This is a genomic window from Paraclostridium sordellii, assembly GCF_000953675.1.
Lineage (GTDB): Bacteria > Bacillota > Clostridia > Peptostreptococcales > Peptostreptococcaceae > Paraclostridium > Paraclostridium sordellii.
The window spans coordinates 3,039,075-3,059,651 of the sequence record NZ_LN679998.1; the positions used below are offsets into that span (position 1 = coordinate 3,039,075).

Here is a 20,577-nt window from a genome sequence, read left to right on the forward strand (position 1 = left end):
TAAAATTTACGATTATAAAATTTTTCTAGTCTCTTACACGCTTTAATTTTACTACAGTTTCAACATGAGGAGTATTTGGGAACATATCCATTAACTTAACCTTTTCTACCTCATATCCATAATGTTTGAATTCTACTAAGTCTAATACTAATGTTTTTGGATTACATGATATATAAACTATTTCCTTAGAATTAAATCCAGCTATATCTCTTATCGCATCCTTATGAACTCCAGGTCTTGGTGGATCTACTATTATTATATCTGGTTTAGCTTTTAACTTATTTACTGTTTTAGCTACATCTCCAGCTATAAATTCACAATTAGTTAATCCATTTAATTTAGCATTTTTATTAGCAGCTTCTACAGCTTCTTCTATTAACTCTATACCATATACTTTCTTAGCTTTTTCAGCCATTACTTGACCTATTGTCCCAGTTCCACTGTATAAATCAAATATAACTTTATTATTATGTTCTCCAACAAACTCTCTAGCTATTTTATATAATTCTTCTGCACCTTTTGTATTTGTTTGGAAGAACGAGAATGGAGATATTTTAAATTTAAGTCCTAAAAGTTCTTCTTGTATATAATCTCTTCCATGTAAAACTCTTAATTCATCACAATTAACAGCATCAGCTAATCCATCATTTATAGTATGAAGTATACTTACTAATTCACATTTTAAATCTAAATTTAGTAACATCTCCTTATACTCTGTCATATCAAAATCTTCTTGAGATGATGTAACTATATTTACCATCATTTCATTAGTATTTATACCTTTTCTAACAACAAGATTTCTTAAATAACCTTTATGGCTCATATTTCTATAGTATGGAAGTTTTTTTTCATTGAAAAATTCAACTGTTGAAGTTAATACTTTTATAAAGTCATCATCAACTAAGAAACATCCATCAACAGTTATAATATCAATATGTTTACCTTTTTTATGCAGACCTAAAGTTAAAGGTCCATCTTTCATTTCATCTCCAAATGTATACTCCATTTTATTTCTATATTCTTTTGTTTTTGGACTTCGTTCAATCCCCTGGAAGTTAAATCCAAATATATCTTGTTCTAAAAATAAGTCCATAACTTGTCTTTCTTTTATTTCAATTTGCTTTTCATATGGAACTGATAAAATACTACATCCTCCACATTGATTAAAGTGTTTACATGGAATCTCTGTTTCTAATGGTGAGTTTTCTAATAGCTCTAACATTTTTACATCAGCTTTTCCACTTCTAGTTTTCTTAACTGAAGCTTTTACCTTTTGGCCCGTTATTCCACCTTTCATATATATGTCTCTATTTCCTAGACGACTTACAGAAGTTCCACCAAACTCCATCTTATCAACTTCAAATTCTATAATATCTCTTCTCTTCACTATTTTTTCCTCCGTGTGTAATACTATCTTTCTTCTATAAGTTTTATCTCTTCATCTGTTAATTCTCTATATTCACCTAAATTAAGATTTTCATCTAAATGCAATCTTCCCATAGATAATCTTTTTAAATAAGTAACTTTCTTACCTACACTCTCAAACATTCTCTTAACTTGATGAAACTTACCTTCATGTATAGTAAGTTCAATTTCAGAAGTTTCTCCGCTTTCAATTATTCTTAAATTAGCTGGCATAGTTTTATATCCATCATCTAATTCAACACCTTCTTTAAAAGCTTTTACATCAGTTTCATCTACAAATCCATCTATTTTTGCAAAATAAGTTTTTGGAACATGACCTTTTGGAGATAAAACTCTATGTGTAAGTTTTCCATCATTAGTTAAAACTAATAATCCTTCTGTATCTTTATCTAATCTTCCTACTGGAAATGGATCAAAAGCTAAAAACTTAGAATCTATTAAATCAAGAACTATAGGGTCATACTTATCAAAAGTTGCTGAAATATATCCATCTGGCTTGTTTAGCATTAAATATATGAATTCTTTGTATTCTATAGTCTCACCATTAAATACTACTACATCTTTATCTGTATCCACTTGCAGTCCAGGATTTTTTTCAGTTTTCCCATTAACAGTTACTAATCCTTTTTTACAATCTCTTTTTATTTCAGCTCTACTTCCATATCCTAAATTTGAAAGTATTTTATCTAAGCGTTGTTTTTTAGCCATAAACGTTACCTACCTTTTTAGAAATGCTCTCCATTTTCATAATACTTCTCTTTTTCAAATACAGTAAATGCTAAGTCCATACTTTCTACATCTAGATTGTTTCTTATACTATTAGTTATTATTTTAGCTACAGTATCTTGAACATCTTGTCCTCTATCAAACCAAGCTACCTCTACAAATGGATATACAGCTGATATCTTTCCATCTCTTATAGCTACTGATTTTATGCATTCTATTTCAAAGTAGTCTCTTGGGCATTTTACTGCATCTACTAAATCATCTATCATTTTTTCACTTATTTTACATATATCATTTTCATTTATTCCTCTTATTTTTATTTGTGGCATATACATCATCCTTTCTTTAATTTTAATCTTATTTAATATAGGTATTATTATACTTTTAATTTTTAATTATTACAATTTACCTATCTAACTTAATACATAAAAATAGGGAGTCTCAAAACTTATTCTTTTGAGACATCCCTAAAAATGTCTATTTTATATTAACTATAAAACTTAGATGATCCATTTAATTGTTTTTTACCTAGAATCTCAGTTAAACTAGTTAAGGATGCTATTCCTATTTCTTTAAAGCTTATTACAAATACTAATTTAAAGTCTGTAAATGTTTCATCTACGCTATAAACATTAAAGAAGCATCTTATATTATCATTAGAGTATTTTTCTCTAAGGTCAGATTCTATTTCATCCGTTGCATCTTTTACAAAAGCTCTTACATCGTCAAATAAAATTTGAATATCATCTAGTTTTGCATCTTCTCCCAATTCTTCTAGTAAATCATTTATTTCTTCTATTGAAAATATACTATCATCTAATTTGCAGTCAAAAGCCATTATGCTATCTTCTTTTATATTTTCAGATATATCTTGTACACTTATAAAATCTTCTCGTTCATTTAAAACACTAACTATATCTTTACTTTTTACTGTTAAAATATTTTTATTTATATTTAATTTTACTTCTCTCAATTATTTACCTCCCCCCATTTAACGCTTTATTTTAAAGTTGATATAAACTCCTTTATATCATTCCAAGTATTAACTCTTATTATATTTTCATTATCAATGTCTTTATTGTAATTGTTATCTACTAATAATACAGTCAACCCTTCTTGAGCTAATTGTATAGCATTACTCGGATTATCTTCTATAAAAATATTACATTCTAATTCTTTTGCCTTATTTACTTTATAGTCGCTTCCCAATAAATGTACATCTATATGCCCTAGTTCATTTTCTTTTAGCCATACTTTTGTTATATCTTCTAAATGCTCACTTCTAGCTGTAACGAAATATAAATTATGATTTTCATTTAAGTCTTTTAGTACTTCTTTTACACCTTCTACTAATTTAGCTTCTTTATATGCATGTATATAATCTGTATGAAAAGATTTTAATAAATCGTCTAATTCAACTTCATATAACTCTTCTAATTTGTGTGTCTTACATTCAGCTTCAGTTATTTGTTTATTATACATATCATTTAAATAAGGTATGAAATGATATGGATTTGTTATTGTTCCATCTATATCTATACATATATTTAATTTCATAATCTCTACCTCCAGGTAATACCTTTATATTCGTACAATTAAGATATTATATCATAATAAATATTATAAATCAAAATACCCTCATTCTTATTATATGTAGATAAAATAAAAAAGCTTGCAAAAATACAAGCTTTTTTGTTTCACGTAAAACCTATGTCTTATAACTGCTTCATGTTATTGAGAAATTTTTCAATTTCCAAATCAGATAGCCTTAAATATTCCTTAATTTCTGATACATATTTTAAGTTTTTGCTATTTAATAGTTCTTGTGCACAGTCCATAGCTTTTCCTCTTAAAATATATGCCTTTTGAACACATTTTTTAGCATCATTTAGTATAGCTGTATTTTCTTCATTTTTAAGTTTTGGAACATCCATAGCTTCATAGGTTTTTACAACTTTTTCACACATACTTTTAGCATACGAAACATCTTTCTTAGCATCTTTTATTGTTTGAAGGTTAACTTTTAAATTTTTTAAATCAGGCATACACTCCCTCATAGGAACTAGTGCCTGCCTTTCTATATCATAAATTTCCTCTTTAAAGTTCTTAACAATTTCTTTATCCGTTAGCTCTATGGATATAACTTCATTTTCCTTAATTTTTTCATTTTCCTTAATATCTTTCTGTTCTTTTACACTTATATCTACTTTATCTTTATTTTTCTTATTTTCATTTTCTCTATTTATTTCTTCTTTATGGCTTTCGTTAGATTTAGCTTCATACTTTTCATCAAATGTATATTTGTTATTAAGGAAAACTTCCATTTTGTTTAAAGTACTTATATATATATTGCTTATAACTATAACAGTAACTACAACTGTATACATACTACCATATATACTTGCTCTTTTAAAACTCTCTTTATTTTTAAATAAAATACCTATTGGTAATACATATAAGATTAGAATTACTAATATCCACCTCACATTAACAACTCCTTTATCTAAGGTTTTCATATTAGATTAAATATATCTTATATTATTTACCATATTTTATTAATTAATCCATAATTTTTACTAAATTAAAATCTACATAGTCACAAGATACTAATTTATACTCAACACCTTCTCTTATGCCTTCTAATCCCATTTTAAATGATTCTTTACCGTGTAAATGTCCATATATAACTTTTTCAACTTTATATTCTTCATATATATCTGTAAATAAAGATGGTTCTAACTTATCATTAGTTGGAGGATAGTGAGTAATTACTATTATTTTTTCAAATCCAGCTTTTTTTGCTGCATCTAAAGATAACTTTAACCTATGGGCTTCTCTTTTATATATTTTCTCATCATCTTCGGTAAATTTTACATCATTAGGACATATCCAACCTCTTGTTCCACATATGGCATATTCATTATAAGAATAAAAGTTATTTTGTAAAAAACTCATATCTTCATAAAGCTTATTTAACTTTGCTACTGTTGTCCACCAATAATCATGATTTCCTTTTACATATATTTTTTCCCCAGGAAGATTATGTATTATATCTAAGTCAAAAGTAGCTTCGTCCATATTAATCCCCCATGAAGTATCTCCTACAATTAGTACAGTATCATTTTTATTTACTTTACTATTCCAACTATCTATTATCTTTTTTTCATGATTTTCCCAGTTATCTCCAAATATATTCATAGGTTTATTAACTGCCGTTGAAAAATGTAAATCTCCTATTGCATATAAACTCATAACAATCTCCTTTCTATATCTATTTAAAAACTAAAAAAAGAAGCGAGATTTACCCTCTTCTTTTCTTATTATACCCTTCAAGTAAAGCATCTATTTCACTTTTTAGGGCAATAATTTCAGTTATATCCCTTTCATTATCAATTCGATCTAATCTTCTTTGATAAATAATAGCTTTTTGAGTTTCACCTAAGTCATATAACTCTTGTATCTTGCCTAAAACATCTCTTACAGTTATGGATTTAACTTGATACATAACCTGAGCCTTCATTATATGTTCTCTTATTTCACTCATTTCTTGGTCTAATAAAAATGCTGCATCAGCTGCTCTTCTTAATCTCATCGCTAAGTCTTCTGGTATATAATGTTCATATTTATATTTTAAGGAATGCTCTATAGTAGCCCAGAAGTTCATAGCTAATGTTCTAATCTGTATTTCACATAGAATTTCCTTATATCCTTGAGCTGTATTTATAGGGTATCTTATTATTAAGTGATAACTTCTATATCCACTATCTTTAAAATTTGCTATGTAATCTTTTTCATAAATAATCGCCATATCATTTCTTGATTTTATAAGTTCGACAATTGTATATATATCTTCAACAAACTGGCACATTATTCTTATCCCAGCTATATCTTCCATTTCTTCTATATCTAAAATATCTAATCGTTTTGCTTTAGATATTATGGACGAAATTTTTTTTGTTCTTCCTGTTACAAACTCTATTGGAGAATACTCTCCTCTTTTTAGAAATTCTTTTCTTATATTTTTAAATTTTACTTTAAGTTCTTCTACAGCGTGTTCATAAGGAACAAGTATCTTATCCCACTTTTCGTATTCCATTATTTCTCACCCTTTGTTTTCATATTTGTCAACTTCTATATTTTAACATAATTTATAGTTGTTTTGTATAATAAAGAACGTCTCCATTTTTTAATTGACAATCAATATCACCTAGTTTAATTAAATAACTTATCATTCCAACTAGCGTTGATCTAAAAAAGTGATATTCTTTATAGTTATAACTTAATTCATTATCATTTATTATTGTTTTTAATATGTATTCTAGTGTGCTAGGTTCTTTAGCTATAGTCTTTACTTGTTTTAAATATTCATTTACATTTTCCTCATGCTTACTTATAAGCTCTAATGTACTTTCTTTTGTTATAGGTCTTTTACAATGTCCTAAAACACAATACTCAAAGTCTAGATATTTAACTTTATCTAATGACTTTAAATATTCTTCTATATCATATAAAAAAAGTAATTCGAACTTATTTAAAAGCTCTTCTCCTATTAAAGTATCTCCTAAATATAATACTTTATCTTTTGTCATTATTCCTATAGATCCTATAGTGTGTCCTACCAAACTTATCACTTCTATATATTCATTATTTATATTAATTTTTCCTTCCTTTATAACCTCATCAATTTTAACTTGTTCCATATTTTTATTCAATAGAATTTTGTCAAATATAGCATTAGTTTCCCCTCCCATTATATAAGAAGAAAATAATACTGGGTTATCTATATAAATCTTACTAAATTCACTAGACATATTTACTATATCTTTATATTTTTCTTTAAATTGATATCCTGCTCCATAGTGGTCATTGTGTTCATGTGTATTAATTATCCATTTTGGAATTATTCCATTTTCATCAAAATATTTCATTAAGTTTCTTGGTCTTACTCCAGGAAGTCCTGGATCTATAATTAAAGCACTATTATCATCAAATAAATAGATACCTGTATTTGTCCCGCCTCTTGCGAAAAAAGAGTTCCCTTTTATATTGATTATCTTCATTTTAATCACCTTATAATATAATTGACTTTAATCTCTTTAAAGCTATATTTCTAACCATTTCATCTTTGGTAACATTAATTTTTATATTATATGCTACATTTTCAAAAAGTAATGATTCTATAAAATATTCAACTATTCCTCTATCTTTAAATTCTATATCTATAACTCCACTTGAGTATAACTTAGAATCAAGTATCATTAGAGAGTCAGCAAATTCTAATCTTTCAGATTTTTTTAAATACCTATTTTCTGGTTTAAAATCCTCACAATAATTAATTTTAAAGTTAACTACTTCTTCATTAATTTCAAACCCATATTCATCTTTTATTAATCTAGAATATTCATTATTTTTATTGTTTATATTGCTTAAATTCAAATTATAATCTTCTTTAGTCCAATGTCCATAAATTCTACAATTCAAAGGTCTAACTTGATATATTAAACATTTATTATTTTCATCTTTAAATGGACATGAACTCTTTTTTATATATTCTAAGAAGTAATAATCTATTACTTTGTTTAAACATTTATCTCTTAGGGCTTTATTGTTTTCTAAATAGTTATATATATTTAAAAACTCAATTAAGTTTGTACCTACTGATTCCATACAGCACTTTCCACAACCTGTACAATCTCCACTTGGTAAATTGTTATATATGTTATTTAATTCATCAAATAAATTAACTTCTCTTGCAAATTGAATTCCTTTTTTTATATCAATCTTTTTTAGGGTAGCCATTATTATTACTCCTTGTTATAATTATTAAGTTAATACAAACAATAATTATAACATATTTTTTTGAAACTTATTAGGAGGTACTTTTATATGAATAGATATACTAAAGTTATAAACATGATGGAAAGTTACTACACAAAAGATTATGAGAAAAAGAAAAAAAATGTAACTAAAGTTAGAGAAGTAAGAGAAGAAACAGTTAGAAAATTTTTCTTACAAGGTGATTGTGAAGTTCTAGTTATATTAGAAGATAGTGGAAGAGAAATATTAATTGATGATTTTTCTCCAGAAGAAGATATAAAAAAATACTTAGGACCTAAGTTTATAAATAAAAAATAGATCCTTCCCTCTAATATAAATTTTAGGGGGATTTTTTTATTTTTATTGTTATAAAATTTCACATTCAGGTAATAATAGTAATATATAAATAATATTTAACTCAATCTCCCCCATTTATGAGCTTTCGTTCCCCCGATGAAGGCTCTTTTTTTATTCATAAAAAAATCTACATTTTAAGTAAATATAATTTCCTTTTTTCCTATAAAAAATATTCTATTTATATATTAATTTTTTAGGGTATAATAGTTTATTAACTAATAATTTTAAGGAGATGTTTATATGCTTAAAATAGGTAACCTAAATTTAGACTCAGATTTTGAATATAGAATTATAAGAGAAGAAGATGAAGATATAGATTTATTTATAGATATCAATTACAGAAGTGTGGACGTAGACTGTAGTAATAATGATTTATTTGCTTCTAGAATTCAATTTCCTTTTGTTAGATCTATAATTTTAAGATTTAATAAATCTACTAATTTAATGACCGTTCATTTTATGAGAGATATAGATTTATTTTCTGCTTTTGCAAACTTCGAAGTAGATCATTCTAATGCTATTATATGTATTAAAAACGACTATGAAAAAGTTGTTTTTAGTAAAAGAAAATTGGAATTATAATGTAAATAAATAAGGGGGCCTTAATAGGCCCCTATTTATTTTTATTTACTTAATCAAAGTATATTACATCAAATATTCTCAGTCAAGTTCTATTTCTGAAAATTCTAATTTTTCCTACTCTTTTATCTTACTTTCCAAATGCAGTTAGGTATATATCTTTTAATTCAGATACTAATGGATATCTTGGGTTAGCTGGAGTACATTGATCATCAAATGCATCTAATGCTAACTTATCAACTGATGCCATAAAATCTTTTTCACTTACTCCGCATTCAGCTATAGTTTTAGGTATATTTAATTCAGTTAATAACTTGTTTACAGCATCTATTAAATTATTTACACCTTCTTCAGTATTATTAGCTTTAAGACCTATATACTTAGCTATTTCTGCATATTTTTTATCAGCTACAAATGATTTATATTTAGGGAATGCAGAGAACTTAGTTGGCTTAGTAGCATTGTATCTTATAACATAAGGTAATAAAACTGCATTTGCTCTACCATGTGGTATATGGAATTCTGAACCAAGTTTATGAGCTAATGAATGGTTTATACCTAAGAATGCATTTGCAAATGCCATTCCTGCCATACATGATGCATTATGCATTTTTTCTCTTGCTTCTCTGTCGCTTCCATCTTTATATGCTCTTGGAAGATATTCAAATACCATTTCTATTGCTTTTATTGCTAATGCATCTGTGTAATCAGTTGCCATTACAGAAACATAAGCTTCTATAGCATGAGTTAATACATCTACTCCTGTATCTGCTGTTACAGATTTTGGTACAGTCATCACAAAGTTTGGATCTATTATTGCGATATCTGGAGTTAACTCATAATCTGCTAAAGGATATTTAACATTATTAACTTTATCTGTTACAACTGCAAAAGATGTAACCTCTGAACCTGTTCCTGATGTAGTTGGTATAGCCACCAACTTCGCTTGTCTTCCTAATTTAGGGAACTTAAATACTCTTTTTCTTATATCCATAAATCTTAATCTTAAGTCATCAAAGTCAACTTCAGGATTTTCGTAGAATAACCACATTCCTTTAGCTGCGTCCATTGCTGAACCTCCACCTAATGCTATTATTGTATCTGGTTTAAATTGTCTCATAACATTAGCACCATTTAATACAGTTTCTACCGATGGATCTGGCTCAACATCTGAAAATACTTCTATCATTACTGGATTAGTTCTCTTTCTTAAATGGTAAATTAACTTATCTACATAACCTAACTGAACCATCATTCTATCTGTAACTATCATCACTCTATTAGTATCCGCCATTTTTTCTAAATAGCTTACTGAACCAAATTCATGGTAAACTCTTTCAGGTATTCTAAACCACTGCATATTGTTTCTTCTCATAGTAACTTTTTTAACATTTATTAAATTCACTGCTGATACATTATCTGTTGTTGAGTTATTACCCATAGATCCACATCCTAACGTTAATGATGGTATATTTACATTATATATATCTCCTATAGCACCGTGAGTTGATGGTGCATTAACAAGTAATCTACCTGTTCTAACTTTTTTACCAAATTCTAATATTATATCATCATTATTTGAGTGAATAACAGCAGAGTGTCCAAGACCTCCAAACTCCGTCATTTCAACGCATTTTTCTATTCCTTCTTTATAGCCTTTAACTTTATAACAAGCTAATACTGGACTTAATTTTTCCTTAGATAAAGGATAGTCATATCCCACTCCTTCTAATTCTGCAACTAGTATTTTTGCATCCTTTGGAGCATTTTTTATTCCTGCCATTTCAGCTATTTTATATGCACTTTGACCTACTATATTAGCATTTATTGTGCAAGTTTCTTTATTTATAACTAATCCTTCTAGTAATTTCTTTTCTTCTTTATTTACAAAGTAGCAGTTATAAGCTTTCATTAAATCTACTACATCATCATATATTTCTTCATCTATTATTACTGCTTGTTCTGAAGCACATATCATTCCATTATCAAATGTTTTTGATAGTATTAAATCGTTTACCGCTTGCTTAATATCAGCAGTCTTTTCTATATAACAAGGTACGTTACCTGCTCCAACTCCTAATGCTGGTTTACCAGAAGAGTATGCAGCTTTTACCATACCAGGTCCCCCTGTTGCTAGTATTAATGATATTCCATCATTTTTCATTAATGCATTTGAAGCTTCTATTGAAGGTTCCTCTATCCATTGAATACAATCTTTTGGAGCTCCAGCAGCTATCGCAGCATCTCTAACTATTTTAGCAGCTTCAGATGAAGACTTTTGAGCTGATGGATGGAAGCTAAATATTATTGGATTTCTACTTTTCATAGCTATTATTGATTTAAACATTGTAGTTGAAGTTGGATTTGTAACTGGTGTTACTCCAGCTATAACCCCTATAGGTTCTGCTATTAATTTATAATTTTCTTCTTCATTTTCTTCTATAACTCCAACAGTTTTATTGTACTTTATACTATTATAAATGTACTCTGTTGCAAATATATTCTTAGTTACTTTATCTTCAAAAACTCCTCTTTGAGTTTCATCTACAGCTAATCTAGCAAGCTCTATATGTTTATCAAGGCCTTTTTTTGCCATTTCTTTAACAATCTTATCTACAGCTTCTTGATCTAACTTAAGCATTTCATTCTTAGCCTTATTAGCTTTTTCTACTAATATATTTACCTTTTCTTCTGCTGTTAATTCTTTTTTAATATCCATATTTACTACTTTTTTAGCTTCTTTACTCATTTTCAAATCCTCCCAAGACGTTATTAATTTATTTCAATGTTAGTTATTTAACAATCTCTATATTTATATAATATGCCTGCGTTAAATTTTTGTCAACACTTTTTCGTTAAATTTTTATCTTTCTAAAATTATTTTTTAAATTTACTTTTAATATAAACAAAAATAATACTATCTAGAAAATTCTAGATAGTATTATTTTTACTGTTTAAAATTTATCTCAACATCCTTATATCCTAATTCTTTTAAACTACTTTTTAGACTTTTAGTTGTACTTTCTTTTATCTCCTTAATGAACCCTTCTTTTATAATTTTATTTTCATAAGCTTTCTTTCCATTAGATAATTCTTCTATAACTTCATTTACATCTACTCTATTAAATAATGCATTTTTTATGTCATATACATATACATTACTTTCATCTATGTAATGATCTATAATACTACACTTTTCAATTTCTATAATTATGGAATTAGATGTGTTGTTAATAATATTAATATCTTTAGATTTTACGCCCCCTTTTATAATGCCATTGTATTTTATAATAAATGACTTTTCAGTAAATGGTATTTTTATATTTTTAAAACTTTTATCTTTTTTAATGGTTATAATATCACTATAATTATATTTTGATGTTGATAGTTCTACTACTTGTTCTATAGTATTTAGTACTTTTGATGTATCCTTAGGTGGTTTTTTAGTAAATATCATTCCTGAACATAATATAGCTCCTATAGTGATACCTAAAAATATAAATAGAATTACTAATTTATTATTATTAAATTTTTTTCGTTTTTGTAGCAAAATTTTACCTCCTTTTGATATAATATAAGTTGCGATTGTAAAGTTTTTAATTTGTATAAAAAAGAAAATTGATACATAAATTTTTGAAACATGAAAGGAGACTTAAAAATGACTTTATTAGTTTTTGGTCATAAAAACCCTGATACAGATTCAATCTGTTCATCAATATCATTAACATACTTAAAAAACAAACTAGGACAAACAGCTAAAGCTTATGCTTTAGGAGATGTTAGAAAAGAAGCTCAATTTGTTTTAGATTACTTTAAAGTTGATGCTCCAACTGTATTAACTTCTATATCAAATATATGCAATGAGGATGCTAGCTTATTACTAGATGGAAAAGCTAATGTTATATTAGTTGACCATAATGAATACGGACAAAGTATAGATGGATTAGAAAATGCAGAAATAGTTGAAATAGTTGACCATCACAAACTAGGTGGTATGAAAACTGATACACCTTTATCAATGAGATTAATGCCTGTAGGATGTACTTGTACAATAATAACTCAAATGTTTAAAGAAAATAATATTGAAATACCATATGAAATAGCTGGTCTTTTAATGTCAGCTATCCTATCAGATACATTATTATTCAAATCTCCAACAACTACAGAAATGGATAAAAAAGCTGTTGAAGAATTAAACAAAATAGTAAATGTAGATATAGAAAAATATGCTATGGATATGTTTAAAGCAGGAACATCTTTAGATGGTTTCACAGTTGAAGAAATAGTAAATATGGACTTTAAACCATTCGATATGGAAGGTAAAAAAGTTGGAATAGGACAAGTGTTCACATTAGACATAGATGCTGTTCTTAATAAGCAAGATGAATTTTTAAGTTATATAAATAGCACTGATTTTGATATGTTATTATTAGCAGTAACAGATATAATAAAAGAAGGTTCTTATTTAATATACAAAGCTGAAGACAAACTAATATCAGATGCTTTTGGTGTAAATGCTTCTCAAGGAGTATTCGTAGAAGGAGCTGTTTCTAGAAAGAAACAATTAGTTCCAAATTTAAGTGAATCTGTTAAAAAGAATATATAAATTATATTTAAAATACTAAAAATAAAAAGAGATTCTTAAATTTAAGAATCTCTTTTTTATGTTATGCTTATTGAGGTTTTAATTCATTCTATATTGAAATAAATTAATTTAATTACATTTTTTCTACGTCAGAATAATCTTTTCCAAATGTTTCTACAGTAACTTTTTTCATTACTTGTGGAGTTTGAGGCTTGTCCATTCTATCTGTTTTAACAGAAGCTATTTCATCAACAACATCCAGACCTTCTATTATTCTACCAAATGATGCATATTGACCATCTAAGTGTGGTGAATTTGCATGCATTAAGAAGAATTGTGATCCAGCTGAATTAGGAGCCATAGTTCTAGCCATTGAGATAACTCCTCTTTCATGTCTTAGATTGTTAGTGTGTCCATTTTGAGTAAACTCTCCTTTTATAGTATGTCCTGGTCCACCCATACCTGTTCCATTAGGGCATCCACCTTGTATCATAAATCCAGGTATAACTCTATGGAATGTTAATCCATCATAAAATCCTGATTGTACTAAAGATACAAAGTTCTTTACTGTATTTGGAGCTATATGCGGATATAACTCTATTTTTATTTGTTTTCCATTTTCCATTTCTATTGTTACTATTGGGTTTTTATTTTCCATTTTATGTACTTCCTTTCTTACTAGTTTTATATTCTCTTTTTATTATATACCAATAATAATAAAAAATCACAAAAATAAGCTACTTATTTTGGTAGCTTATTTCTCATCTTTTTCATCTAGTAATTCAGTTTCATTATAGTTTATATCTAATAATTCTAATATTTGTTTAGCTCTAGCTTTTGTAGATCCTGAAACCTCTACAAAGTTTATATTTTCAGATTTTAAAAAGCTTAATATAGCCTCATCAATTTGAATAGCTATGCTTTCATCTTGCCATCTAACTCCATCCTTAACATATCCAAACTGTCTTGGAACATATACAATCATATCATAATTTTGTATATCTTCTAGAGCTAAGCAGTATAAATCTTTTAATATTTGTATTTCTTTGTTAGTTCTTTTTCTATCACCTAACATGAATCTTCCATATATGTAAGGTACAAATGTAGCATAGTCTGTAAGTGCATAATCAAATCCAGATAAATCATCCTCTATCTTTTTTTGACCTAAATATATACCATACTGTTCAGATATAGTTTCGATCATTCCTTTATCTCTTAAATATTCAGTAGAATATTCTAAAGCATATCCTACATCTAATCCAGCTATTTTCATTTCAACATATAAATGTTGTATTAATGTTGTCTTCCCACATCTAGGTCCACCTAGTACAGCGATTCTCTTAGTTGCCATAATTTATATCAACTCCATACTTTTTATTTCAAAATCAGAACCTTTTTATTATACTAACATACGCTAATTTATTCAACATTTTCAAGTTATTTATTAATTTTATACATTAATAGTTAATCTTTTTGCTATTTCATATCCATCATTAAATGTTTGTTTGCAAAATTCTCCATTAAAATTCAATGTAGCATTTTTTTCAAATGCTTTATCCGGCTTAACTATAATTATATTTTCTTTTTTATAGTTTGATTTTATATATTCAGGTAATTCAAAGTCGAAGTTCATAGTTATTATTATTATTTTATCCACATTTTCATCTAATAAAGGCTTTAATAATGTATTATTTAACATTCCTCCATCTAAATTGTATCCATCATATAAACCTTCTACTAAATCCTTTTTAAATTGATCTGAAGGTTTAAGATCTTTTGATGGTCTAAATGGAAGTAATGAACTATATTTTATAGCCTCTAATCCCGCTTCATAGCTTAATTTAGATATATCTACAACTTTTTCTGTCATTATTGAATTATTTATATTAACATAATTAACATAAAATGGTCTTTTACTATTTGAATTGTTTTTTAATGATTTTAAGATGTCTATTGCCAAAGAGTTATCCACAGTGTTATCAACTATTTTGATACCGTTTTCACCAATTGTCTGAATATTTATCCACATATCCTTTAAGTTGTTAACATTTTCTGTGTATATGTAATATCCGTTTATTGCACCTATCGATGTACCTGCTATAACATCAAATTTTAAATTTCTTTCATAAAGTCCATATATAACTCCTGCTTCAAAAGCCCCTTTAGCTCCACCTCCAGCTAAACATAAGCCTAATTTCATATTGAATCACTCCTATTCTAACTTTTAATTTTTTATAAATTGAATTTATTAATAATTGTAGGGGATGTAAAAAGTTTATATACTTTTATACATCCCCCATAAATGTAATATAAATTATATTTTATAACTCATAAAATACTTTAAACGTCTTATATATATCCATATGGTCTTTTACACATCCTAATTCCCTTATAGAATGCATAGACAGTATCGGACTACCAACATCAACTGATGGTATATCTATATGAGTAGATGATATAGGACCTATAGTGCTTCCACCTCTTACATCAGATCTATTAACAAACTCTTGACAGTTTACACCAGCTTTTTCACATACAGCTTTATATACAGCTATAGATTGGCTATCACTTGTATAAGCCTGATTTGCATTTATTTTTATAACTGGACCTTTCCCCATAACAGGTCTATTAGTTGGATCATGCTTTTCAGGTACATTTGGATGAACAGCATGTGCAAGATCTGCTGATATTATAAATGAAGAATATAAACTTCTAAAGAAGTCTTCTCTATCTTGACCTAAAGATATAGAAATTCTTTCTAATACATTTATCAACATATTTGAATCAGCTCCTTGTTTAGTGGAACTTCCTACTTCTTCATTATCAAATACAGCTACTACATTTATTCCTTTTGATCCTTTTGAATTTATAAGAGCATGTAAACTCGCATGAGCCATTGATAAATTATCTAATCTACCACAAGATATCATTTCTTCATTTGCACCTATTAACATGCCTTTTTCATATTCATATAAAAATAAATCAAAGTCTATAATATCATCTACTTTACGACCTAATTCCTTAGCAATAGTCTTAACTAAGAAATTATCTTTTTCTAAAGTATCATTTAATAATCCTACTAAAGGTAACATATCCTTTTGTTTATTTAAAGCAAATCCATCATTAACCTCTCTATTCATATGTATTGCTAGATTAGGTATTATACAGATAGGTCTATTTATATTTACTAATGTCTCAATAGGTCTTAGGGCACAGTCTCCTTTTAAAACTACTCTACCTGCTATAGCTAAAGGTCTATCTAACCATGTATTTAATATAGGACCACCATAGCACTCTGTATTTAATTTTAAATAAGTTTTCTCAACTTCCATTTCTGGATTTGGCTTTATCCTAAAAGCAGGCGAATCTGAATGTGACCCAATTATTCTAAAACCATCTTCTTTAACATCTTCTGAATTTACTGTAAATGCTATTATAGCTGATGAATTTTTAGTAGTATAATATTTTCCACCTTTTTTTAAAGTCCATCTCTCTCTAGAATCTAATCTTTCGAATCCATTTAATTTTAATAATTCTTCAGACGTTTCTACTGAGTGAAAAGCTGTTGGACTATTGTGTATAAATCCTATTAAGTTTCTTGCAAATTCATTTGAATTCATTTTTCAATCCCCCTTAAAATTTATAGCAAGTCTAATGTTGTATACTCTTTATTTATTTTCTTTATTCCTTGATTATTAAATGCAATCGTCAAATCTGATCCAGAAGCTGATACAACAGTTCCTACACCAAACTTAGGATGATGCACCTTAGATCCCAATTTAATATCATCAACATTAGATTCAGGCTTACTCTCTTTTATAGTAGCATTTACTTTTGTTGCTACACTAGCTTTATTCATAGATTTCATATATTTTTGCTTATATTTATCTAGTATATTGTAGTTCGCTTTAGAGTAACTTAATTCATGCACTTCTTCATTAAGTTTTTCTATACATTCTTGAGGAAGCTCTTCCATAAATCTTGATTGTATAGATGGATTAGTTTTTCCATAAAGAGTTCTTTTCTTTGTAAGTGTCATATATAACTCTTTTTTAGCTCTAGTTATCCCAACATAACAAAGTCTTCTTTCTTCTTCTATATCAGATTCACTCATAGATCTTACGGCTCTTGAGATAGGGAATAACCCCTCTTCCATACCAATTAAGAATACAACTGGGAATTCTAGTCCCTTTGATGTATGTATAGTCATAAGAGAAACTCTATCATCCTCTTCTTCTCCACTTTCTGAAGAAGTAAGAGCAACATTAGTTAAAAATGTTTCTAAATCTTTTTCTTCACTACTATTTTCAAATTCTATAGCAATAGATATAAACTCTTTTAAGTTGTCTATTCTATCTTGAGATTCTTCGCTTTTATCTTTTTCTAACTCATCTAGGTATCCTGTAACATCTAACACTCTTTCTATAAGCTTACTCACAGAATATGCATCTTTTATTACTCTAAGTGTACCTATTAAATCTACAAACCCATTTATGTTAGCTCTAGCCTTTGTAGATATATCCGAGTTAGTATCAACATCTAAAAGTACAGAAAATATACTTTCTTGCTTTAAACTTGCTCTATCCTCTATTTTTTCTATAGTTCTAAGCCCAATACCTCTCTTAGGAACATTTATTATTCTTTTTAAAGATATATCATCCTGAACATTTTGAAGAACTCTTAAGTATGCAACTAAATCCTTTATTTCTTTTCTTTCATAGAACTTAGTTCCTCCATATATGTTATATGGTATCTGACTTCTATTTAAAGCATCCTCTATGGCACGTGCTTGTGCATTGGCTCTATATAATACTGCAAAATCTTTAAATGGCTTATTTTCTTTCTCATGTATTTTCCATATACTATCTGCAACAAAATCAGCCTCTTCAATTTCATCTGCATTAACTTGAATCTTTATCTTTTCACCTTCTTTTTGTTCACTCCAAAGTTTTTTTCTTTTTCTTTCTATGTTATTAGAAATAACAGTATTAGCAGCATCTAGTATAACTTGAGTAGATCTATAATTTTGTTCTAACTTTACAACATGAACATCACTATAGTCTCTTTCAAACTCTAATATATTTCTTATATCTGCACCTCTCCAACCATATATACTTTGGTCATCATCTCCAACAACACAGATATTTTGGTGTTCTTTTGCTAAAAGCTTTATAAACTCATATTGGGCCTTACTCGTATCTTGATACTCATCAACCATTATATATTTAAATTTGTTTCTATAATATGCTAGTACACTTTCTTCTTTCTTTAATAACTCTACAGTTTTTATTATTAAATCATCAAAATCTAGGGCACTATTTCTTTTTAGTCGATCTTGATATAAAGTATACACGGCTGCAATCTTACTCATTCTTGCATCACTTCTATGCATATCTTTATACTGTTCTGGAGTCAATAGTTTATCCTTAGCTCCTGATATATAACTTATAACTACTTTAGGTTCAAATGTCTTATCACTAAGATTTAGCTCTTTTAAGCAATCCTTAACTAAGGTAACTTGATCAGAACTATCATATATTACAAATGATCTATTATATCCGATTCTATTTATATCTTTTCTAAGCATTCTAACGCAACATGAATGGAAAGTTGTTATCCACATGTCTTTAACATCTGAATCTATAGTTTCCTCAACTCTTTCCTTCATTTCATTTGCAGCTTTATTTGTAAATGTTATTGCTAATATATTACTAGGATGTACTCCTTTATTTTTCATAAGATGAGCTATTCTCGTAGTTAAAACTCTTGTCTTTCCTGATCCAGCACCTGCTAATATAAGTACAGGACCTTCCGTTTTTAAAACCGCCTCCTTTTGGGCGGGGTTTAGTGAATCTATATCCATTATTACCTCCTATATGCCAATGATATATGTATATTTTAATCTATTATCTATATTAATTCAAATTTATTGATACATAAATATTAATGCCCATAATTAAATATATTAAAATAAGTATTGGAAGTAAAAAGTTAAAGCTTTAACTTTTTACTTCCAATACTTATTTTATAGAACATTTAAAATCCAGTATGACCAAAACCGCCACCTCTATTTACTCCTTTTATCTCTTCAACATCATAAACATGAATAAAATTAGCTCTATAATATTTTGCTAAAACCATTTGAGCAATCCTATTCCCCTTTTGTATATATATACTTCCATATGGATTTCCATTCTTGTCTAAATATATGTAGTTTTTAAGTAACTTTTTATATGCTTTTTCACATTCTTTATATTCATTGATATCATACCCTTGAGATTCTACATAATCTATTAACCTTACTTCTTTATAGTTTTCTTTTAAATCTCTCAGTTTTTCTATGTCATTTGCTATCTCATAAGGTAGATTAGCTATATTATAATTATTTTCTAGTATAACAGAAATTTCACTTACTGAATCTGCATCTATAGTTCCTACTGAATTGGATATCTTAAGATTTGTCTTTAATGATAATCCACTTCTTGCTCTTATTTGAATTTCCATATTATCAGGAATTGCAAACTTTATATTAAGAGGTATAGCTACTTTTTCAAAAGGTCTTATAACCATATCTCTAGCAGCAAATAAATCAGCTCCTGATGCTAATGGAGTTTCATATTTTGGTATTGTTGCATTTTCCCCATATTCAATAAATACATCAACACTTTTACTATTATTCATTAAAATCACCTATATCCTTTTTAAGTAAATAAAAAGAAGAAGTCAGTATGACTCCTTCTTTTATTTAAGTTATTTTCCAAAATGTCTATTTAATAATCCTAAGAATGCTTTACCATGTCTAGCTTCATCTTTACACATTTCATGAACTGTATCATGTATAGCATCTAATCCTAGTTCTTTAGCTTTTTTAGCTAATTTTAATTTTCCATCAGTTGCTCCATACTCTGCCTCAACTCTTGCTTTTAAGTTAGCTTGAGTATCTGCTACTACTACTTCTCCTAGTAATTCAGCAAATTTAGCAGCATGTTCTGCTTCTTCAAATGCTATTCTTTTGTATGCTTCTGCTACTTCTGGGAATCCTTCTCTATCAGCTTGACGACTCATTGCTAAATACATTCCTACTTCTG

The 20,577-nt window shown here is 27.6% G+C and carries 22 protein-coding genes; 3 read left to right on the plus strand and 19 right to left on the minus strand.

Translation table 11 applies throughout. From position 1 onward, the window contains the following. Window positions 1-25: 25 nt before the first annotated feature. The 10 genes from rlmD to ATCC9714_RS14750 form a co-directional block, all read right to left on the minus strand. The gene (rlmD, locus tag ATCC9714_RS14705) at window positions 26-1,387 is read right to left on the minus strand and encodes a 23S rRNA (uracil(1939)-C(5))-methyltransferase RlmD (RefSeq protein WP_057545703.1); all 1,362 of its coding nucleotides are present in this window, start codon (window positions 1,385-1,387) and stop codon (window positions 26-28) included. 23 nt (window positions 1,388-1,410) lie between these two features. Further along, on the minus strand, window positions 1,411-2,133 hold the full coding sequence (locus ATCC9714_RS14710; RefSeq protein ID WP_057545702.1) for a pseudouridine synthase: 723 nt from the start codon (window positions 2,131-2,133) through the stop codon (window positions 1,411-1,413). 17 nt (window positions 2,134-2,150) lie between these two features. Continuing rightward, a complete protein-coding gene (locus ATCC9714_RS14715; RefSeq protein ID WP_021122266.1) occupies window positions 2,151-2,480 on the minus strand; it encodes a DUF1904 domain-containing protein in 330 nt (109 codons plus the stop codon). A 158-nt stretch (window positions 2,481-2,638) separates the two neighbouring features. Continuing rightward, entirely contained in the window at window positions 2,639-3,124 is a 486-nt protein-coding gene (locus tag ATCC9714_RS14720; RefSeq protein ID WP_054631328.1) for a hypothetical protein, read from the minus strand. Window positions 3,125-3,150: 26 nt separating this feature from the next. After that, window positions 3,151-3,708: a 5' nucleotidase, NT5C type gene (locus tag ATCC9714_RS14725; protein ID WP_021122264.1), complete on the minus strand. Its 558-nt coding sequence runs from the start codon at window positions 3,706-3,708 to the stop codon at window positions 3,151-3,153. A gap of 158 nt (window positions 3,709-3,866) precedes the next feature. Continuing rightward, entirely contained in the window at window positions 3,867-4,637 is a 771-nt protein-coding gene (locus tag ATCC9714_RS14730) for a hypothetical protein (protein WP_057545701.1), read from the minus strand. A 73-nt stretch (window positions 4,638-4,710) separates the two neighbouring features. Beyond that, window positions 4,711-5,403 carry a metallophosphoesterase gene (locus tag ATCC9714_RS14735; RefSeq protein ID WP_057542392.1) on the minus strand — a complete coding sequence of 231 codons (693 nt, stop codon included), beginning with the start codon at window positions 5,401-5,403 and terminating at the stop codon, window positions 4,711-4,713. Between the two features lie 49 nt (window positions 5,404-5,452). Next, window positions 5,453-6,247 carry a GTP pyrophosphokinase gene (locus ATCC9714_RS14740; RefSeq protein WP_057574383.1) on the minus strand — a complete coding sequence of 265 codons (795 nt, stop codon included), beginning with the start codon at window positions 6,245-6,247 and terminating at the stop codon, window positions 5,453-5,455. Window positions 6,248-6,299: 52 nt separating this feature from the next. Further along, on the minus strand, window positions 6,300-7,211 hold the full coding sequence (locus ATCC9714_RS14745; protein ID WP_057537310.1) for an MBL fold metallo-hydrolase: 912 nt from the start codon (window positions 7,209-7,211) through the stop codon (window positions 6,300-6,302). A gap of 10 nt (window positions 7,212-7,221) precedes the next feature. After that, a complete protein-coding gene (locus ATCC9714_RS14750) occupies window positions 7,222-7,950 on the minus strand; it encodes a YkgJ family cysteine cluster protein (RefSeq protein WP_021122256.1) in 729 nt (242 codons plus the stop codon). 87 nt (window positions 7,951-8,037) lie between these two features. On the opposite strand from ATCC9714_RS14750, the gene ATCC9714_RS14755 reads away from it, so the two are divergent. Together ATCC9714_RS14755 and ATCC9714_RS14760 are read left to right on the plus strand one after the other, a co-directional pair. Next, window positions 8,038-8,286, plus strand: coding sequence for a hypothetical protein (locus tag ATCC9714_RS14755; protein ID WP_057574380.1), 249 nt, complete (start codon window positions 8,038-8,040; stop codon window positions 8,284-8,286). Between the two features lie 279 nt (window positions 8,287-8,565). Next, window positions 8,566-8,907 (plus strand): hypothetical protein, encoded by a 342-nt coding sequence (locus tag ATCC9714_RS14760; RefSeq protein ID WP_021122255.1) that lies wholly within the window; start codon window positions 8,566-8,568, stop codon window positions 8,905-8,907. A gap of 127 nt (window positions 8,908-9,034) precedes the next feature. Here the strand turns inward: ATCC9714_RS14760 and adhE are convergent, their stop codons facing one another. Both adhE and ATCC9714_RS14770 read right to left on the minus strand, forming a co-directional pair. After that, window positions 9,035-11,653 (minus strand): bifunctional acetaldehyde-CoA/alcohol dehydrogenase, encoded by a 2,619-nt coding sequence (gene adhE / locus ATCC9714_RS14765; RefSeq protein ID WP_057574378.1) that lies wholly within the window; start codon window positions 11,651-11,653, stop codon window positions 9,035-9,037. Between the two features lie 198 nt (window positions 11,654-11,851). Further along, entirely contained in the window at window positions 11,852-12,454 is a 603-nt protein-coding gene (locus tag ATCC9714_RS14770) for a DUF4230 domain-containing protein (protein ID WP_021127641.1), read from the minus strand. Window positions 12,455-12,562: 108 nt separating this feature from the next. Between ATCC9714_RS14770 and ATCC9714_RS14775 the strand changes: the two genes are divergently transcribed. Continuing rightward, entirely contained in the window at window positions 12,563-13,510 is a 948-nt protein-coding gene (locus ATCC9714_RS14775; RefSeq protein WP_021127640.1) for a manganese-dependent inorganic pyrophosphatase, read from the plus strand. Between the two features lie 112 nt (window positions 13,511-13,622). On the opposite strand, the gene ATCC9714_RS14780 is transcribed toward ATCC9714_RS14775, so the two are convergent. The 7 genes from ATCC9714_RS14780 to ATCC9714_RS14810 form a co-directional block, all read right to left on the minus strand. Further along, window positions 13,623-14,147, minus strand: a complete 525-nt coding sequence (locus ATCC9714_RS14780; protein WP_021122249.1) for a peptidylprolyl isomerase — start codon at window positions 14,145-14,147, stop codon at window positions 13,623-13,625. Between the two features lie 96 nt (window positions 14,148-14,243). Continuing rightward, window positions 14,244-14,840, minus strand: coding sequence for an AAA family ATPase (locus ATCC9714_RS14785; RefSeq protein ID WP_021127638.1), 597 nt, complete (start codon window positions 14,838-14,840; stop codon window positions 14,244-14,246). A 99-nt stretch (window positions 14,841-14,939) separates the two neighbouring features. After that, window positions 14,940-15,689: a patatin-like phospholipase family protein gene (locus tag ATCC9714_RS14790; RefSeq protein WP_057574376.1), complete on the minus strand. Its 750-nt coding sequence runs from the start codon at window positions 15,687-15,689 to the stop codon at window positions 14,940-14,942. Between the two features lie 121 nt (window positions 15,690-15,810). Continuing rightward, a complete protein-coding gene (locus ATCC9714_RS14795; RefSeq protein WP_057574374.1) occupies window positions 15,811-17,109 on the minus strand; it encodes a M18 family aminopeptidase in 1,299 nt (432 codons plus the stop codon). 20 nt (window positions 17,110-17,129) lie between these two features. After that, window positions 17,130-19,352, minus strand: coding sequence for a DNA helicase PcrA (gene pcrA, locus ATCC9714_RS14800; protein WP_021127635.1), 2,223 nt, complete (start codon window positions 19,350-19,352; stop codon window positions 17,130-17,132). A gap of 173 nt (window positions 19,353-19,525) precedes the next feature. Beyond that, window positions 19,526-20,170 (minus strand): dUTP diphosphatase, encoded by a 645-nt coding sequence (locus tag ATCC9714_RS14805; protein WP_021127634.1) that lies wholly within the window; start codon window positions 20,168-20,170, stop codon window positions 19,526-19,528. 69 nt (window positions 20,171-20,239) lie between these two features. Continuing rightward, on the minus strand, window positions 20,240-20,577 hold a 338-nt coding region (locus ATCC9714_RS14810; RefSeq protein WP_280136264.1), incomplete at its 5' end, for a ferritin-like domain-containing protein.

Coding starts and splice junctions, on each gene's coding strand:
- ATCC9714_RS14745 (WP_057537310.1), bottom strand. CDS start 7,211: ATGAAGATAATCAATATAAAAGGGAACTCTTTTTTCGCAAGAGGCGGG.
- ATCC9714_RS14740 (WP_057574383.1), bottom strand. CDS start 6,247: ATGGAATACGAAAAGTGGGATAAGATACTTGTTCCTTATGAACACGCT.
- ATCC9714_RS14790 (WP_057574376.1), bottom strand. CDS start 15,689: ATGAAATTAGGCTTATGTTTAGCTGGAGGTGGAGCTAAAGGGGCTTTT.
- ATCC9714_RS14795 (WP_057574374.1), bottom strand. CDS start 17,109: ATGAATTCAAATGAATTTGCAAGAAACTTAATAGGATTTATACACAAT.
- adhE (WP_057574378.1), bottom strand. CDS start 11,653: ATGAGTAAAGAAGCTAAAAAAGTAGTAAATATGGATATTAAAAAAGAA.
- ATCC9714_RS14775 (WP_021127640.1), top strand. CDS start 12,563: ATGACTTTATTAGTTTTTGGTCATAAAAACCCTGATACAGATTCAATC.
- ATCC9714_RS14760 (WP_021122255.1), top strand. CDS start 8,566: ATGCTTAAAATAGGTAACCTAAATTTAGACTCAGATTTTGAATATAGA.
- ATCC9714_RS14750 (WP_021122256.1), bottom strand. CDS start 7,950: ATGGCTACCCTAAAAAAGATTGATATAAAAAAAGGAATTCAATTTGCA.
- ATCC9714_RS14725 (WP_021122264.1), bottom strand. CDS start 3,708: ATGAAATTAAATATATGTATAGATATAGATGGAACAATAACAAATCCA.
- ATCC9714_RS14710 (WP_057545702.1), bottom strand. CDS start 2,133: ATGGCTAAAAAACAACGCTTAGATAAAATACTTTCAAATTTAGGATAT.
- ATCC9714_RS14715 (WP_021122266.1), bottom strand. CDS start 2,480: ATGCCACAAATAAAAATAAGAGGAATAAATGAAAATGATATATGTAAA.
- ATCC9714_RS14785 (WP_021127638.1), bottom strand. CDS start 14,840: ATGGCAACTAAGAGAATCGCTGTACTAGGTGGACCTAGATGTGGGAAG.
- pcrA (WP_021127635.1), bottom strand. CDS start 19,352: ATGGATATAGATTCACTAAACCCCGCCCAAAAGGAGGCGGTTTTAAAA.
- ATCC9714_RS14780 (WP_021122249.1), bottom strand. CDS start 14,147: ATGGAAAATAAAAACCCAATAGTAACAATAGAAATGGAAAATGGAAAA.
- ATCC9714_RS14805 (WP_021127634.1), bottom strand. CDS start 20,170: ATGAATAATAGTAAAAGTGTTGATGTATTTATTGAATATGGGGAAAAT.
- ATCC9714_RS14735 (WP_057542392.1), bottom strand. CDS start 5,403: ATGAGTTTATATGCAATAGGAGATTTACATTTTTCAACGGCAGTTAAT.
- ATCC9714_RS14755 (WP_057574380.1), top strand. CDS start 8,038: ATGAATAGATATACTAAAGTTATAAACATGATGGAAAGTTACTACACA.